Here is a 15,978-nt window from a genome sequence, read left to right on the forward strand (position 1 = left end):
CTGGGAACCCGTAGAAACAATAGGTGGTTGCGTGCCGCCTTTTTTGGTGGCAGCTCATCACTCAGGAGCTGGTTTCATGAACGTTTCGACTCAGTATCTTTCCCCCACCACCCCTCGCACCCAGGCCCACGCCGGAGGTGCGCAATGACCATCAAGACCCTCGGCCATGTCACTTTCGCCGCCAGTGGCGAAGCCCAGCATCCGCTGTTTCGGGTCAACCCGGACGTGCCGCTGCGCGAAGCCCTGGAGCAGGTGTCGCAATTGCTGTTCCACGCCAAGCATCTGGCTCGGGACGCGGCGCTGGAGCGGGATGACCGCTATGCCTGGGCCGCTCATTACTTCAGCGAGATGGGCAAGGCGATTGTCGATGATTTGTGCCTGGGGAGCTGGCCGGCTGCCGGGGAAGGGCAGCGCGCGGGTTGAGGTGAAGCTTTAAAGGTCTGTGCAGGCGCAGGGAGCCCGGAGGTGAGTTGCTCCCCGCCTGCGATTCTCTCAGGCCGAGGCCTTGTGCTCTTCGCCGCGTTCAATGCTCTGCGGCTGGCCTTGTTCGATCACCCAGCGCAACAGCTCGGTCACCGACACCCGGTGCTTGCGTTCCACCCATTCCATGCCTTCGGGGCTGTAGTGCTCGCTGTAGCGGGTCAGCACCAGGTAGTGCTGGTCGTCGGACAGGCGCAGGCTGACTTCGCGGCAATGCAGGCTGGCGTCGGCGAGTTTGGTCACCCGTTGCAGCAGCATCAGGGCGTGTTGATCGGAGGTCGGCAGGGGCAGATCCTGCGCGACGAGAGGGGCCGGGGCGGGGTTGATCAGGCGCATGGTCAGGGTTCTCCAGCAAGGGGAAGCCGATGCTGGCAGGCAAACCTTGCGCAAAGATGTCTGCTTTATTGCGCCGCTGAAGGTTTGTTACTGCGTTGAAATATATGACGCCGGGCGGCGAATGGTTTTAGATAACCGCTTACTCCGACTTGAAGTGATGTCCGCTGGTGAGCCGTCTCTTGATCGTGGACGACGACATTGAAGTCCTCGCGCTGCTGAAGAAATTCTTTGTCCAACAGGGCTATCAGGTGGCCGTGGCCACCGATGGTGCGTCGCTGTGGGCGGCGCTGGAACGCGAGGTGCCGGACCTGATCATCCTCGATCTGATGCTCCCCGGCGACAACGGCCTGACCCTGTGCCAGCGGCTGCGCCAGCAGCACGCCACGCCGGTGATCATGCTCACTGCCATGGGCGAGTTGAGCGACCGGGTGGTGGGCCTGGAGATGGGCGCCGACGATTACCTGAGCAAGCCTTTCGATGCCCGTGAGCTGCTGGCCCGGGTGCGGGCGGTGCTGCGCCGGGCTGGGGAGAGCCGGCCGGTGAGCGGCGAGGTGCCACGGCCCTTGATCAAGTTCGCCGACTGGCAACTGGACCTGACCCGCCGCGAGCTGCGCTCGCCGGACCAGGTGATGATTCCGTTGTCGGCGGGGGAGTTCGACCTGCTGCTGGTGTTTGTCGAGCACCCGCAGCGCATCCTCACCCGCGAGCAGTTGCTGGACCTGGCCCGGGGCCAGGCCCATGACGCCTTCGATCGCAGCATCGATGTGCAGGTCAGCCGTCTGCGGCGCAAGCTGGAGTTCGACACCAAGCGCCCGGCGATGATTCGCACCGTGCGCAACGGCGGTTACCTGTTCACCCCCAGCGTGACCCGCCAGTGAAGCTGATCAAGCCCCTGTGGCGCTATCGACTGCGCGACACCGTGGCGCGCTGGATTGCCCTGACCATCATCATGGCCATGCTCACCGCCCTGGCGTTCAATGCGCTGTTCGTGCAGTTGGCCGGGGTCTGGGCCTATCCACCGCTGGCGGAAACCGGGTTGCTGGAAAAGTCCGCGGCCATCGTGCGCATGATCGAAGCCTCGGAGCCGGGCCAGCGCCCGCAACTGGCGGCGGCGGTCAGCAATGACCACCTGAGTATTCGCTGGCAGCCGACGCGCCAGGGCTTTGCCTTGCCTGAGCTGGACGACCCGGAGTATCGGGTCGGCTCGGAAGGTATCCGCGCCATGCTGCAACCGCCCCAGCGACATATCGAGGCCTACCAGCCCAGTGACTGGCCGGGCCCGGATGGGCGTTACGCGTTGCTGGTGCAACTGACTGATCAGAGCTGGGTGATGTTTTCCTCGGCGTCGCGCAGTTGGGGCCTGGAGGAGGGCACGCGCAACCTGATCGTGATCGCCCTGGTGCTGATCTCCACTGGCCTTGTGGCCTTGATCGCCACGCGCCGGCTGGCCAAGCCGCTGCAGCAGTTCGCCCAGGGTGCGCGGCGCTTTGCCGTGGACTTTCGCGCGCCGCCCATCGATCCGGTGGGCCCCCACGAAATCCGCCAGGCCATCCTCGCCTTCAACGCCATGCAGGCGCAGTTGCAGCACTTCATCAAGGACCGCACGCAGATGCTCGCGGCTATTTCCCATGACCTGCGCACACCGCTGACCCGCATGCGCCTGCGCGGCGAGTTCATCGAAGATGCCGATCAGCAGCAGCGCCTGTTTCGTGATGTGGACGAAATGCAGGCCATGATCAATTCGGCCCTGGAGTTCTTTCGCGACGATGCGCGTCTGGAACAGGCCACCCATTTCGATCTGGCCGAGCTGCTGCAGACCCTGGTGGACGACTATCGCGACCAGTCCATGGAGATCCTTTTCAGCGGGCCGCCGCGCCTGGTGTATTGCGGCCGGCCCCTGGGGCTCAAGCGGGTGATGACCAACCTGCTGGATAACGCGATCAAGTACGGGGGCGAGCCGGCCATCGTGCTGGAGCAGGGCGCCGATCAATTGCGGGTGCGGGTGCTGGACCGTGGCCCGGGAATTGCGCCCGAGGCGCTGGAGCAGGTATTTGCGCCGTTCTACCGGCTGGAGAGTTCGCGCAACAAGAGCACCGGTGGCGTGGGCCTGGGGCTGTCGGCGGCGCGGGCCATCGTCCGCGAGCATGGCGGCGAGTTGCGCCTGTTCAATCGTGAAGGCGGTGGGTTGGAAGCGCGGGTGGAATTGCCGCTGTAGCCGCTGCCGCAGGCTGCGACAAGGCCCGAAGGGCCTTGCGAAGCCCTTCGAGCGCCCTGGCCGGCCGATCCCGGCCTGGGCTCACTGAATCCGTTGCGGCTCAGGACCAGTCGAAGCAGAACAGCACCAGGCCTTCCACCGGCTCGTAGAACATCACGATCAGGTCGGCGCCGCTGATGCCGTAGTGGTAGGCCGGAACCCCGAGCACGTGTTGAAAGCGCCGGCCCGCGGGGCTCAAAGGCCAGACGTCGATGTCGCCACTGTCATCGGTGGCCTCGACGATATCCATGGGGAACTCCACGGTTTCCACCCAATTGCCGTAACCCTCGGCGACACCGCCGATCTCGTCGATAAAGGTCAGGCGCTGCTCGTCATCTTCCGGCCAGGTCAGGTAGCCCAATTGCTGGTAGCGCTGGCGCGCGGTCTGGTAGGCGGCATGCTGCTCGGCGTAATGGCGTTGCAGCTCGCTGCGCAAGTTACGCTGTGGTTCGGGCAGTTGGGCGTTGTCCGGGTGCAGAAAGAAGTAGCGCGGGTCGCCGCACAGGCGGTAGCGACCGTGCTCGATCTTGAAGCCGATCCAGTTGGTTTTCAGCAGCTCGCTGCCAAAGCCGCAGTGTTCCGTCAACTCGCCCACCAAGCCCTCGTGAGGTTCGATGGGGCTTAACAGGTGCAGGCGCCCGGACCATTCGGGGTTGATCAGGCTGGCGTCTATGGACAGCAGCGGCAGCAGGTGCTCGGCCAGCTCTTGCTGGTCGGTGACGAACACGTCCTTGGCGTCGGGAAAGGCCATGGCGCCGGGAGGCAGTTGGGTGTAGTGCGCGGTGGCAACGGTGGGCATTGATCGAGTCCTTGATGATTGGGCATGTATGGCGCGCAAGCGCGGTCGCGATTTTGCGGGGTTGCTGACGAATGAACAATCCGTTGGCGGCGCGCAAGGACAGCGTTTGTCTGCACGGTTCGGTCATGGTGGCCGCGGTGTGTAGGCGGTTTCAGTGGAGGTGGGGTGATCAAACCGTTTGAAGGAGGGGAGGTGGCGAGAGGTTGCGGTGGCGAACGGGGCGTAAACCTCAAGGTTGGCGCCCCGTAGCGTGTTGCAGTGATGCTCAGGCTGACAGGGCCAGTTTTGTAGCGCCGACGTCCGCCGTCGCCTGGGCCAGGGTGCGCTCATCTTCTTCCAGCCCCCGGGAGGCGCGGCCCACCAGCAGTGGGTCCGGGGCGTGGGCGACTTTCAGGTCCTTGCCCGGGTAGTCCAGCTCGTGCAGAAAATGGCGGATGCAGTTGATCCGCGCGCGCTTCTTGTCGTCGGACTTGATCACCGTCCACGGTGCATCGGCGGTGTCGGTGTGGAAGAACATCGCCTGCTTGGCGGCGGTGTATTCGTCCCACTTGTCCAGGGACTTGATGTCGATGGGGGAGAGCTTCCAGTGCTTGAGCGGGTCGTCCCGGCGTGAGATGAAGCGCCGCAACTGTTCTTCGCGGTTCACCGAGAACCAGAACTTGAACATCAGGATGCCGCTGTTGCACAGCATGCGTTCCAGCTCCGGGGTCTGGCGCATGAACTCCAGGTATTGCAGGGGCGAGCAGAACTCCATCACGCGTTCGACCCCGGCGCGGTTGTACCAGGAGCGGTCGAAGAAGACCATTTCCCCGGCGGTGGGCAAATGCTGGATGTAGCGCTGGAAGTACCACTGGCCCTTTTCCTGTTCCGAGGGCTTTTCCAGGGCCACGATCCGCGCGCCACGGGGGTTGAGGTGTTCCATGAAGCGCTTGATGGTGCCGCCTTTACCGGCCGCATCACGGCCTTCGAACAGCACCACAATGCGCTGCCCGGTTTCCTTGACCCAGCTCTGCACCTTGAGCAGCTCGATCTGCAGCTCGTTCTTGGCCTTTTCGTACTCGGCGCGGCGCATGCGGTTGCGATACGGATAGTTGCCCGGCAGCGCAGCGGACACGCTGTCTTCATTGGAGCCGCGAGGCGCGCTGGCCACTTGCAGGGCCATGGGCTTCTGGCTGATGGCGTTGATTTCGGCTTCGGCGGCTTTCACCGGGGCGGTCTTGGTTGTGCGTGGGCGGCGAGGGCGCGGCGTAGCCGCTTTGCGTGGAGCAGCCTTGGTGCTGGCAGGGCTGGTTGTGGCCGGAGCGTTTTGCGCTGGGGCGGGAGGCACGGGCAGGGCGGTGGATTCTTCACTCATGGGAGGGGGGCCTGTAGTTGCGTTCAATGTCCTCCGGTCATTTTTAGGGCTGGGCAGTTGGCGGCCGTTGATCTCGATCAAGTTTGTAATAAGGAAAAGTCGGTAATCAGTTGAGATTTTTTCGGCGGCTCATTCGGGAGCTATCTGACCTGGGGCGCTGGCCATAACGGCTGACGATGGCGCCGCAGGATCTTGGTGCGCGCAGCGGTGAAAGGACGGCGGATATCAATCCGCCTCCTGTCGTTTTCAGTGAACCAGAGCCGGTCGCCGGTCCGCGGGATCGCGCTGGCCGGGCTTGGAGGCTGCCGAGGTGGCGGCACTGTGTCGGGTTTGCAGGGCGCCGAACGAGGTGATGTAACCGGCAATGGCGCTGGCGACCACGGTCGGCGGGCTGGCCAGCCAGACCTGACCTGGACCGGAGCGCCCCGGAAAATTCCGGTTGATGGCGCTGACGGTGATCTGCTCCTGGTGGGTCGATGAACCAGGGCCGCAGTTCGCGCAGGCGCCGCAGGCCGGCTGCAGCAGTTGCGCGCCAAAGGTTTCGAAGGCCGGCAGGTAACCCTGCTCCTCGCAGTAGTCGCGAACGTCCACGGTGCCGAACTGCAAATAGAGTTTGACCTCGGGATGCAGCCGCAGGTCGTTTTCCAGCGCCCAGTTGATCACCTCGAAATAATGATCGAAGTCATCGCGCTTGCCGGCGGTGCAGGAACCGCCATAGGCGATATCGACCCTGACCCGCTCGGTCAGGTCGGTGAGGCGCTGTCCGTTGCCGGGGTCGCCCGGAGCGGCAATCATCGGCAGGATCTGATCGCAGTCGAGGACGATCGTGTCGGCGTACTTCGCCTCGGGGTCGCTGGTCATCCAGGGTTCGAGCACGAAGTCGAGCTGGCGTCGCTCCTTGAGAAAACGAACGGTCTCCTGATCGGGCACGACGATCCCGCTGAAACCACCCAGCTCCGCTGTCATGTTGGTGAGGGTGGTGCGTTCGTCGGTGGACAGGAACGCCAGGGCCGGGCCACCGAATTCGAAGATCTTGCCGACGCCGTGGCCGGCTTTGATCCGGCTATCGGCCAGCAGGGCCAGCACCAGGTCCTTGGCGGTCACGCCGGCGGACAAGCGGCCGACCAGGGAAATGCGCAGCACCTGTGGATACACGGTCCTGACCGAGCCGGTCATGAAGGCGTTGGCCATGTCGGTGGTGCCCACGCCAAACGCCAGGCAGCCGAGTGCGCCGCTGTGGGGGGTATGGGAGTCGGTGCCGACCACGACTTGTCCGGGCAGGGCATAGTGCTCGGCCATCATCGCGTGGGAGATGCCCTCGCTGCCTTCGGCCGGCAGATAGCCGTGGGCGCTGAGTCGATGCTTGGCGACGAAGTCCCGATGGGCTTGAGACAAGCCATCGAGTTCGCCCACCAGGCTCTGTTGCAGGTGCGCCGGGCTGCGGTGCTTGTAGGACAAGTGGTCCTCAAACGCCAGGATCGATTCCGGCTGGTACACAGAGAAGCGTTCGCCGAAGGCATCGTGGAGCAAATGGGCGCAAAGCCCGGTGTAGTACTCGTGGATAAAGCGCCAGTCGGCCTTCAGCAGAATGCCGGCGCCCTGCTCGACGCGTTCGGCGCCGGGGGCCTTGAGCAAATGCCGATGAATGATCTTCTCGGCAAAAGTCAGGGGCCCGGTGGGCTGCTGCGGCGATGCTTCTGCGGGCTGGTCCGGCTGCTGACGCAAATGTTCGCGCCCGTAGTTGAGCAGCCCGCCGCTGCGCAGAATGGCCGTGGACAGCGCATCCCTGTTGCCGATCAGCTCCTCCAGCGCCAGCTCCTCTCCAGCCTGCAAGCGCGGCACCAAGGACAAGTCGGTGGAGGTCAGCAGCCCGATGTTGTCGGCGTTCTGTCGGTAGATGCGCTCGAAGCTTTCGGCGATGACCAGGCGGATGCCGGCTTTTTTCTCCGCCAGCGGGCTGTGCTCGCGGGAAGAACCTTTGCCGTAGCGGGTGCCCGCCACGCTCACTGTAAAGCCTCCGGAGGCGACATCGTCCTTGCCGATAGGCAGCACCGGGCCCGTCTTGAGGCCGACATAGGGGTATGAACCCAGCCGCTGGTCAAAGAAAGCCAGCACCGGAATCGGCGTTATTTCATCCGTTGAAATGTCATCGCGCAGGGGCTGTGCCTCCTCGAGGGTCAGTGTTTGTCCCCCCAACTGCCGTGACACTTTCAAAGGATCGCTGCTTAGAAAAAGCAGCTTTGCGTCAAGCTTGAAACCCATGATTTACCCCAAAAGAAATGGCCGACGGTTTCAGATCAAGTGCCGACCGTCATAGACGCTGTTGTCGTAGGCGGCATGCTTGGCGGCCTCGGCGGCTGGCGCTGGTTTCGCGGTCACGGCGCCTCCCCAGGTGGCATAGATCAACGCGCCCTTGGAGGACTTCCAGGCGTGGGTGCTGCCTGGCGGGTAAATCACCAGATCGCCCTTGAGGTAAATCCCGTTTTCATCCTCAAAGTCACCGTCGAGGATCAGAAAGGTTTCATGGCCGTGGTGGTGGTGAGATTGGGCGCTGGCGCCGGCTTCGCAACGGATCAGGGCAATGCGCTGGGCACTCTCCTGGCACTCGAACAGCGTGTGAATACTGGCGCCGCTGCGACCCAGTTGTTGATGAGTCGACCATTGGATCGAATCCGGCTCGCTGGATACATTCAGCAGATTGAAAACTGTCGGGTTCATGGATGTGCGCCTGTTATAGAGAGGAGGTGATGAAGCTGAAGGTCGAGCTGATGTTCGCTGTGCGGGAGATTCTTTCTATCGCCGCCAGGTGACGCTCCTGGGTCACCGCCGCGCAGGCATCTTCGAGAACGGTGATCTTGAAGTCCCTGTCATGCCCGTCGAGGGTGGTGGCGAGGATGACGTGTTCGGTCGACACCCCTGTCAGAACCAACTCTTCAATGCCTTGGGTGCGGAGTATCAATTCCAGGTTGGTTTGATAGAACGGGCTGACCCGGCTCTTGGCGATCACGATTTCGTCCTCGCGGGGGCGCAGGTCGTCGTGCACCTGGGTCGACCAGGTCTGCAACTTCAAGACGCCATGCTCCTTGGCGGGAGCGAAGACTCGGGAGTGCGGGGGGAAGCCTTCATAGTGAGCGTTGAAACCGACGACGATAAAGATGATCGGCAGGTGATTGCTGCGGGCGTAGTTCAGGGCCGACGCGGCCTTTTCCAGCACCCGACGTTCCTGGGTCTGTTGGTAATAGCCTTCACGGGCATAAACCCCTTCGGGATGGACAATTTCATTGATGAAGTCCATGACCAGCAGTGCTTTGTTTGCAGACATCATTCATTCCTTTAAATGAGGGGCCGATCAGGCCACTTCAGTGATTGCCACAGGCGCTTGGGCGTAGGCCAACTGCAGTGCATCGGACGCCACGTAGTGGGCATCCTGGGCAAAGTCGGTCCAGAAGCCCGGGCGGCTACTGCCGGCCTGCATGAACCAGCGGGTGTGCTCGGAAGGCAGGCCCAGGACGTAGAGCCCCTTGATGGGCTGGCCCGCGCGGTCGATCGGGTGATAAGGGCCGGGGGTGACGGCAACGCCGCCGGTGACGAAGGCCTCGTCGATCCCCTGGTTGATGTAGTTGGTCCAGTACCCGCGCCGCACCAGGTTTCTGGTCAGCGGTGACGGGTCTCGGAGCAAGTCCGGCGAAGGGATTCGGCCGTCGATGACCACATCGATCAATTGCCTGGAGTGACGGACCCGAGGGGATTCGATGCTGAACTTGCGGTGCTGGGTATCGATGCCATAGACCGTTTCAGGTCCCACCAGCGTCAGTACCCCCGCAGCGATCAGGGCGCGGATTTGCTCGGTGCGGTAAAGGGGCGGCCCCGCGGTGAGAAACAGGCTGGTAGGGGCGTAGTACTGCAGGAAATCTTCTTGATGCGAGCGGGGAGTCAGCCGGCCGAAATCCACCACGCTCCTGATCAGGGCGCGGGTGTCGCGAATGGTATCCAAGGCGGCTTTCATCGGGTTGTCGACGTTGCCCTCGCGGGCGCTGCACAAGTCGTCTTCCAGCACCCGATCAAGGGCTAGGGCAAAGTCTGCCGGGCTGTGGAACTCTTGGGCGCGGAACGGCCTGGCCAGTCGGTCCAGTTCCAGGACCGGAAGGTCGCTCACGCCGAAATCGGCAGCCGCGGCGACCAGGGCTGGCAACGAGAACAGTTGCTGTTGTGCCACGCGATGCTTGAACTGCTGTTCGGCTGCCTGCCCCGCCTGGGCCCGTATGGCGGTGGCGAAGTAGACGATGTTGATTTCCACCAGCAACAGCGGGAGCACTTCGGCAGCAAACTCGATGTGACCGCGTTTTTGCAGCGCGTCGATCTTGTCGCGGGTGATGCACAGCGGTTGGTACTGAAAGTTCGGGCCTTTCTGGTTGCGGCCCCTGGCGGGGATCAGCATGCCGCTGCGGGAGCCGGCGAACAGCTTGGGTTCACGGTGCGACGGGATGTAGGTGGTGACACCGTCGACAACGCTGAAGCGGCCTCCACGACCGACCGTCAGGGCGGCGACGATGTCGTGGAACGCCAGGCCCAGGCCGACGATCCCCACCTGCTGCTCAGACTGGATTCGCGACAGCGGCATGTCGGCTGCGGAGTCGCCGCGAAAGAACTCCAGCCCGGTCGTCTGCTGGGCGAACTGTTGCAGCTCCCTTTCCCAGCCGATCAACTCGGGGGTTGGGTGCCCGGTGGCGATGACCACCTTGTCGACCTGGAGAAAAGCCCCGTTATCCAGCTCCAGGGTTTGGACGTTTTCCTCGTTGAGCAGATCGACGACCACCGCCGGTACGCGCTGCAGCGAAATGTTCGGCGTGAAGCTGGCCTCGATGGTCGACAGGACGAATTGCATGTACTCGCCATGTACCGCGCGCGGCGCATAGGCATTGGGGCCCGGGTAGGCTGGGTCCACGGAGCTCCACCACTGTGCCAGCGACGGCCCGGCGCCCGGCCTGATCGGGCCGTCGTCCAAGGGCCCGGAGAAGGACGAAACCTCCTCGGCGACGGTATTCATCACGTAGTGGCGTGGTTGATCGGTGCGCCAAACCCGGCCGGAGCCCATTTGCGCGCTGTCGATCAGATAGACCATGACTTGTTTGAGCGGGGCGTCCATGAGCATGAGCGCGGCCAGGCGCTCCAGCACAGACAGGCCACGGGGGCCGCTGCCGATGATAGCGATACGGTGTGCAGGCGACGAAGGCGTGATGTGTCGTAGAGACATACTGACTCCTGTTTGTATGTGATGACGGTTCAAAGGGCGGGCAATTATTTGAAGGCTTGATGAAAGCGCCTGATGGCTTCGTCTATGGCTTCATCGCTACCGGCAAAGGACAGTCGGATATAGCCTTCGCCCCCCTCACCAAAGGCCGTGCCTGGCGTGACCGCGACTTTCGCGGTGCTGAGCAGCCAGCGGGTAAACGCCAGGGAGTTTTCAAAGCCCAGGTCGGCGATGGAGGCAAACAGATACAGTGCGCCCTCGGGGGCTACGCACTGGATGCCGGCAATGCTCTGAAGGCCTTCAATCAGCCGGTCGCGGCGCTTTTGATAGGAGGTCACCATGTCGGCTATCCGGTGTTGGCAACCTTTGAGGGCCGCAACGCCGCCGCGTTGAATGAAGGAGCCCGCACAGCCGACGGTATGCTGATGGATTTTGAGCAGCTCATTGGAAATGCGCTCGCAGCTGACGACGTACCCCAGGCGCCATCCGGTCATCGCGTAGGCTTTGGAAAAGCCGCTGATGGTAACGGTGATGTCCTGGGCGCCTTCGATGCTGGCGATGCTGATATGGCGGGCCTGGCCGTAGATGACCTTTTCGTAGATCTCATCGGAAATGATGTACAGCCCGTGTTTCAACGCCACCTGGACCACCCCGGTGACCTCTTCGCGGGTCAGCACGCGGCCGGTGGGGTTGTTGGGGTTGTTGATCAGAATGGCTTTGGTGCGTGGCGTGATCGCCTGTTCCAGGGCGTCGGCTTCGAGCATGAAGCCGTTTTTGCCGTCCAGCGGCACGGCCTTGACGGTGGCCCCGGCCATGGCCGCCATGGCCTTGTAGCTCACCCAGCTGGGGGTTGGGATGATGATTTCATCGCCCTGGTCCAGCAAGGTCATCAATGTGATGAACAGCGCGTGCTTTGCCGATGGCGTGACAATGATGTTCTTGTCGGCGGCCAGATCGAGCCCATGTTCGGTCTTGTATTTATGGGCTACGGCGTCCAGCAGTGCCTTGGTGCCACGGCTGGGTGTGTAATGAGTGTCACCGTCTGACAGTGCTTCAACGGCAGCATCTACGACATGATTGGGCGTCCTGAAGTCAGGTTCACCACCGCCGAGATCGACGATATCTTCCCCCTGCTCACGCAGGCTGCGCACCATATCCAAAATGGCGTAAGTTTCCGAAAGCTCAAGGTTTTCAACCCGTTTGGAGAATGCGTGTAGGCGCATTTAAATCACCCTGACTGGTCATGCTGATAATGAAGTTATTGTTTTAGCGGTGAACTTAGTCGATGACGCAGCCGGCCCGGTTATTGGCCCAGTACGCTTCGTAACTTTCGGCAGTGCGGGAGTCTTTGAAGGCATAGGTCTTCAACAGCCAGCGCGCAGCGGCACTCTCAGGATTGAGGATGTCGATCTTTTCCCGGTTATGCAGGCCATCCTGATTGGCGAACGTCAGCAGGTCGCCGGTGAGAATGCGGTGGCGCTTGCATTGAGAGCGGGTCATTGCACTTTTGAAAGCAATGAAGGCATCCCGCGCTTCGAGCGGTGCTTCTTCAGCCACGCAGGTCATGGTGTCAAGGAAGCGAATGGAGTGAAGGTTACTCAGGATCGGGTGTTTCTCGGAGGTGCTCAGTTGTTTGTTCATGTCCCGTGAGAAGACATCGAAAACCGTATAGAAGTGTGGTTCACGCAAGTAGGCGATGTGCTTGGGTTCCAGGTTGTTCACGATGTCCGCGCCGTCGATGTAGCCGGTGTAGATCAGGTCATCATCGGGGCAGCGCATGCCCAGCAGGGTGATGTAGTCGGCCCGGACTTTATGGGCGGTGCGGTCATTGTGAAACACCAGTTCGCTGTCGCTGAAGCCGGTGAGTTGTCCGCTGTATTTCTTGATCGCGATGACATCGGTAAAGAAGTCACCCTGGTTTCTGGTTTCGTAGGACAGCAGCGGAGTGCCTGTCAGTTGGGCGAACAGTTCGAGAAAGGCTTCGCTGATGAACTTGTTCTTTTTCAGGTGTTTGTCACTGACTGGATCGTCCGGGTCCAACTCGGGGATGACTCGGTCCATGGGGCAGTTGCGAATCACGTGGATCTTCTGCTGATGGCGAGCGCGTTCATCGCTGATGAGTTGGCAGGCCTTTACAAAACGCTGTGGAACCTGGGAGTGCAGCTCTTTTATTGCTTCTGAGAAGTCGCTGTAGTTCTTGTAGGGCGATAGCTGGACTTGTTCAAGAAGACTCAGTAGTTGCGACTTTTCACCGGCTTCAAAAATAAATAGCGGGATCATTGGTTTCCTCCATGGAATAAGATCGGACTAGTTAATCGAATGGTTAGGCAGTTGGCGTATATAAGTCAGTGCGCGATGCGTGCCGTTCTTAAAGTTGTATGGCACGCGTTATAGTTGTGAAACTTTTATGAACAGCAACTTCAAGCCGAGCCAAGTTCCAGCGCGTAGTTTTTTTCAACACGAGGAAACAGCGGTACGGTCAACAGGGCGCAGAAGGCGGCTGCCAACCACACCAGGCTCCAGGAAAAATGAGTCATCAGGGCGGAGGCCGCGATGGGGGTTGCGAACAGCACCACAAACACGCAGGTATTGCCCATGGCCAGGGCGGTACCGGCGCGACTGGCGCCGGCCAGTGTGGCCAGTTCGGTGTAGGCAACACCGTGCCAGGCGGACACGCTGATCCCGGCGACGACCATCACACCGATGATCACGGCGCTGGCCAGTGGGGTTTGGCTGATGCCATAGAAGCTGGCGGCCGATACCGTCCCGCTCAAGGCCAGGAAGGTCAGGGTGCTCAACCAGGCGCAGGCCTTGAGGTAGCTGCGGCGGTTCTTGTTTTTGTCGGTCCAGCGCCCGCTCCAGATCCTGCTGACGATCGCGCCAATCTGGATGACTGCCAGAGTCGCGGAAACCAGGGTGATGTTGATGTTGCCGAAGTCATGAAAGAACACCGCCGCATAAGTGAGAATGGCAAATTGCGGGGCGCAGAGCAGGCCGATGGCCAGGACGATTCGCCAGATTCTCGGGTCTTTCAAGGGGCTATTGCTGCTCTCCAGGCTCTGTTTTTTTGCCGCGCTGCTGGAGAAGTCCGGCTCATACAGCCATAACCAGGCAAACAGGGCGGCCACCAGGCAGAACAGCGCCGATGCCGTGAATACTTCGATAAAACCGTAGGTATGAGCCAGGTAGGGCAACACCACCGCGCCCAAGGCGTAGCCCCCGGGTACAGCGGTTTGCCGGATGCTCATGGCCAGCCCGCGCTCGCCTTCCTTGAACCAGGCCATGATGGCCCGGCCGCTGGCGCCGTTGACGCTGCTGCCCAGCAGGCCCACGGTGAACAGCCCCGCCGCCAGCAGGACCACCGTGGGGGCATAAAAGGCCAGCATGGCCAGGATCAGCAAGGCGATGCCGGAGGTCAAAAGCCCGGTCAGCAGAACCGGACGATCCCCCCAGCGATCGGTGAGCAGCCCCCAGGGAATTTCGCTGATGGCGATGCCCAGTCCGAGCACCCCCAGGACCAGCCCCAGCTCAGCGTTGTCCAGCTGATAGGTGGCGCGCATATAGACCGCTGTAGCGGGCAGTCCACCCACCACACTGGAAAAGCTGGCGTTGGCCGCAACGCCGACGCCAAGCACTTTCCAACGGTGACCGTTATCTACAGGCATAAGAATCCCACTAGTTAAATAGTTGTGGGGCAAAAGACTCTCATGGGAGTATCGTCTCGAATATCAAATAATTTTGCGTGTTAGTCCCAAAAAACAGGATTGTCATGAGACCAGTAAATTTCGATTTGGATGTCATGCGCAGTTTCGTCACAGGGGTCGAATTGGGCAGTTTTGCCAAGGCGGCGCAAAAGCTCGCTCGTTCGACATCGGCCATCAGCGCCCAGTTGAAGAAACTCGAAGCCCAGGCGGGTTCGCCCTTGTTCAAGAAGGCCGGTCGTAGGCTGGCACTCACGGACACCGGGGAAGTGCTACTGAATTACTCCCGGCGGCTGTTAAGCCTCAACGATGAAACCATCACCGCGGTGTCCGAGCTCAAGCTCAAAGGCTGGGTGCGTCTGGGGCTTCAGGAAGACCTGGGCAGCTTCCTGCCCACGGTGCTGGGCCGCTTCGCCAGGGCCCATCCGGATGTTCGGGTCGAAGCCCGCATCGCGCGCAATGGCGATCTGCTCAGCCGCATCGAAAACGGCTCCCTGGATCTCGCCGTGGCCTGGGGGGCAGAGCGGACCACCGGGTATCAGGAAGTGGTGGCGGACCTGCCCATGCAGTGGATCGGCTCATCGCACCAGTACCTCGACTGGCGCGCCGAGTCCGGCACACCGTTGCCGATCATCGCGTTCGACGCGCCTTGTCCCTTTCATTCGATGGCCACCGAAGCGCTCAACCGCGAAGGGATTCCCTGGTTACTGTCGTTCACCAGCTCCAGCCTCAATGGCCTATCCGCGGCGACCGAAGCTGGCCTGGGCTACACCATTCGCACGGCCCTGGGCCTGCAGCCAGGTACCGAGCTGCTGCAGGCCGGCGACCGCGGCTTGCCAGCCTTGCCCTCAATCGCCTTGACGCTGCATCGCCGAGAGGCAACCCCGGACCCGCTGACCGAGCGGCTGTCGAACATCGTGATACAGGCCATCCGCAGTGAGATTGTTTACTGACGAGGGACGGCTTGAGCACAAGCCTTGCCAGACCGATTTTGCCTAACAGGTGTTTGCAGCCGGACTATTGTTAAGCACAGAGATTTGATCAGAAGAGAGCACACAATGAACAAGTTCGTTTGGCCGGCACTGATGGCTTTGCTGTTTGTCCAGTCCCCGGCCCATGCCATCAATGAAAAGTATCGCCAGCAGCTTGAGCAATCGGGCTGTACCCAAATGACCGAGCTTCAGGGATGCGACATCCACAAGAGCAAGGCGGAAAACGCCAAGGCCGGATTTGCCGACCCTTACACCCCCGCCGCTGCTGCTGACAGCGCCAAGGAACAGACCCCCTACGCCGGACAGTGGACGGCCAAAAGCGATACTGGCGCGACAGTCGCCACCATTCATATCGATGCCAAAGAGCATGTGTGGGTGAACGGCAAAGAGGTCAAAGCCAAACGCACGGATGGCGCTCTGCAATTTCGTCAGGGCACGCTGCTGTTCACCATTCAAGGTGATCGACGCCTGAAGAATGAAGATGTGTGGATGGATACCGATGCCGGAACCAAGGGGCCGATTCAGAGCGAATAGGTATTCGGACAGGCACAAAAAAACCGGCTCAAGTGGCCGGTTTTTTTGAGTTCAAGATGCATTGAGCGGCATCTTGAGATATGTACTTGGTGCCGAGGCAGACTGGAGCGTTCCAGTAAACTCGTGGCCTCCAGAGAGGTTTTCTGCCTAGGGATACATGTAGGGATACATGATCACGTTTGCTACCTGGTATGAGTAGTGAGGGGGGAACCTTGCAAACCCTTTGGTCTCACTTCGTCTGAAGTGGTTTGCGAGCGGCCGCCACGCAGGGCATAGG

The 15,978-nt window shown here is 61.3% G+C and carries 15 protein-coding genes; 5 read left to right on the forward strand and 10 right to left on the reverse strand.

Going from position 1 to position 15,978, the window contains the following annotated elements; translation table 11 throughout:
- The first annotated feature begins 144 nt into the window (after window positions 1-144).
- Window positions 145-423 (forward strand): DUF3077 domain-containing protein, encoded by a 279-nt coding sequence (locus PQT43_RS22105; protein WP_092310684.1) that lies wholly within the window; start codon window positions 145-147, stop codon window positions 421-423.
- A 69-nt stretch (window positions 424-492) separates the two neighbouring features.
- Here the strand turns inward: PQT43_RS22105 and PQT43_RS22110 are convergent, their stop codons facing one another.
- Window positions 493-816 carry a hypothetical protein gene (locus PQT43_RS22110; protein WP_016968355.1) on the reverse strand — a complete coding sequence of 108 codons (324 nt, stop codon included), beginning with the start codon at window positions 814-816 and terminating at the stop codon, window positions 493-495.
- Between the two features lie 167 nt (window positions 817-983).
- On the opposite strand from PQT43_RS22110, the gene PQT43_RS22115 reads away from it, so the two are divergent.
- Together PQT43_RS22115 and PQT43_RS22120 are read left to right on the forward strand one after the other, a co-directional pair.
- Complete coding sequence (locus PQT43_RS22115) at window positions 984-1,694, forward strand: response regulator (protein WP_047305971.1); 711 nt, start codon at window positions 984-986, stop codon at window positions 1,692-1,694.
- Window positions 1,691-3,031 (forward strand): sensor histidine kinase, encoded by a 1,341-nt coding sequence (locus tag PQT43_RS22120; RefSeq protein ID WP_265073700.1) that lies wholly within the window; start codon window positions 1,691-1,693, stop codon window positions 3,029-3,031. Before PQT43_RS22115 ends, PQT43_RS22120 begins: the two co-directional genes overlap by 4 nt.
- A gap of 100 nt (window positions 3,032-3,131) precedes the next feature.
- On the opposite strand, the gene PQT43_RS22125 is transcribed toward PQT43_RS22120, so the two are convergent.
- The 9 genes from PQT43_RS22125 to PQT43_RS22165 all read right to left on the reverse strand — a co-directional run bounded on the left by PQT43_RS22125 (window position 3,132) and on the right by PQT43_RS22165 (window position 14,139).
- Window positions 3,132-3,869, reverse strand: coding sequence for a hypothetical protein (locus PQT43_RS22125; RefSeq protein ID WP_253084920.1), 738 nt, complete (start codon window positions 3,867-3,869; stop codon window positions 3,132-3,134).
- Between the two features lie 265 nt (window positions 3,870-4,134).
- Window positions 4,135-5,031, reverse strand: a complete 897-nt coding sequence (gene ppk2 / locus PQT43_RS22130; protein WP_253085029.1) for a polyphosphate kinase 2 — start codon at window positions 5,029-5,031, stop codon at window positions 4,135-4,137.
- 438 nt (window positions 5,032-5,469) lie between these two features.
- Window positions 5,470-7,431, reverse strand: coding sequence for an aconitase family protein (locus tag PQT43_RS22135; RefSeq protein WP_253085028.1), 1,962 nt, complete (start codon window positions 7,429-7,431; stop codon window positions 5,470-5,472).
- An 84-nt stretch (window positions 7,432-7,515) separates the two neighbouring features.
- On the reverse strand, window positions 7,516-7,941 hold the full coding sequence (locus tag PQT43_RS22140; RefSeq protein ID WP_102860381.1) for a cupin domain-containing protein: 426 nt from the start codon (window positions 7,939-7,941) through the stop codon (window positions 7,516-7,518).
- Between the two features lie 13 nt (window positions 7,942-7,954).
- A complete protein-coding gene (locus PQT43_RS22145; RefSeq protein WP_162884085.1) occupies window positions 7,955-8,545 on the reverse strand; it encodes a cysteine hydrolase family protein in 591 nt (196 codons plus the stop codon).
- A gap of 27 nt (window positions 8,546-8,572) precedes the next feature.
- Window positions 8,573-10,477: an FAD/NAD(P)-binding protein gene (locus PQT43_RS22150; RefSeq protein ID WP_253084919.1), complete on the reverse strand. Its 1,905-nt coding sequence runs from the start codon at window positions 10,475-10,477 to the stop codon at window positions 8,573-8,575.
- A 44-nt stretch (window positions 10,478-10,521) separates the two neighbouring features.
- The gene (locus PQT43_RS22155) at window positions 10,522-11,697 is read right to left on the reverse strand and encodes a pyridoxal phosphate-dependent aminotransferase (protein ID WP_267268845.1); all 1,176 of its coding nucleotides are present in this window, start codon (window positions 11,695-11,697) and stop codon (window positions 10,522-10,524) included.
- Window positions 11,698-11,752: 55 nt separating this feature from the next.
- Complete coding sequence (locus PQT43_RS22160; RefSeq protein WP_272754574.1) at window positions 11,753-12,754, reverse strand: taurine catabolism dioxygenase TauD; 1,002 nt, start codon at window positions 12,752-12,754, stop codon at window positions 11,753-11,755.
- A gap of 140 nt (window positions 12,755-12,894) precedes the next feature.
- A complete protein-coding gene (locus PQT43_RS22165) occupies window positions 12,895-14,139 on the reverse strand; it encodes an MFS transporter (RefSeq protein WP_102880824.1) in 1,245 nt (414 codons plus the stop codon).
- Between the two features lie 104 nt (window positions 14,140-14,243).
- Between PQT43_RS22165 and PQT43_RS22170 the strand changes: the two genes are divergently transcribed.
- Window positions 14,244-15,128: a LysR substrate-binding domain-containing protein gene (locus PQT43_RS22170; protein WP_102860386.1), complete on the forward strand. Its 885-nt coding sequence runs from the start codon at window positions 14,244-14,246 to the stop codon at window positions 15,126-15,128.
- 105 nt (window positions 15,129-15,233) lie between these two features.
- Window positions 15,234-15,701: a hypothetical protein gene (locus PQT43_RS22175; RefSeq protein WP_272754575.1), complete on the forward strand. Its 468-nt coding sequence runs from the start codon at window positions 15,234-15,236 to the stop codon at window positions 15,699-15,701.
- The last annotated feature ends 277 nt before the right edge of the window (window positions 15,702-15,978 follow it).

This window comes from Pseudomonas sp. BLCC-B112 (assembly GCF_028550695.1).
Lineage (GTDB): Bacteria > Pseudomonadota > Gammaproteobacteria > Pseudomonadales > Pseudomonadaceae > Aquipseudomonas > Aquipseudomonas danubii.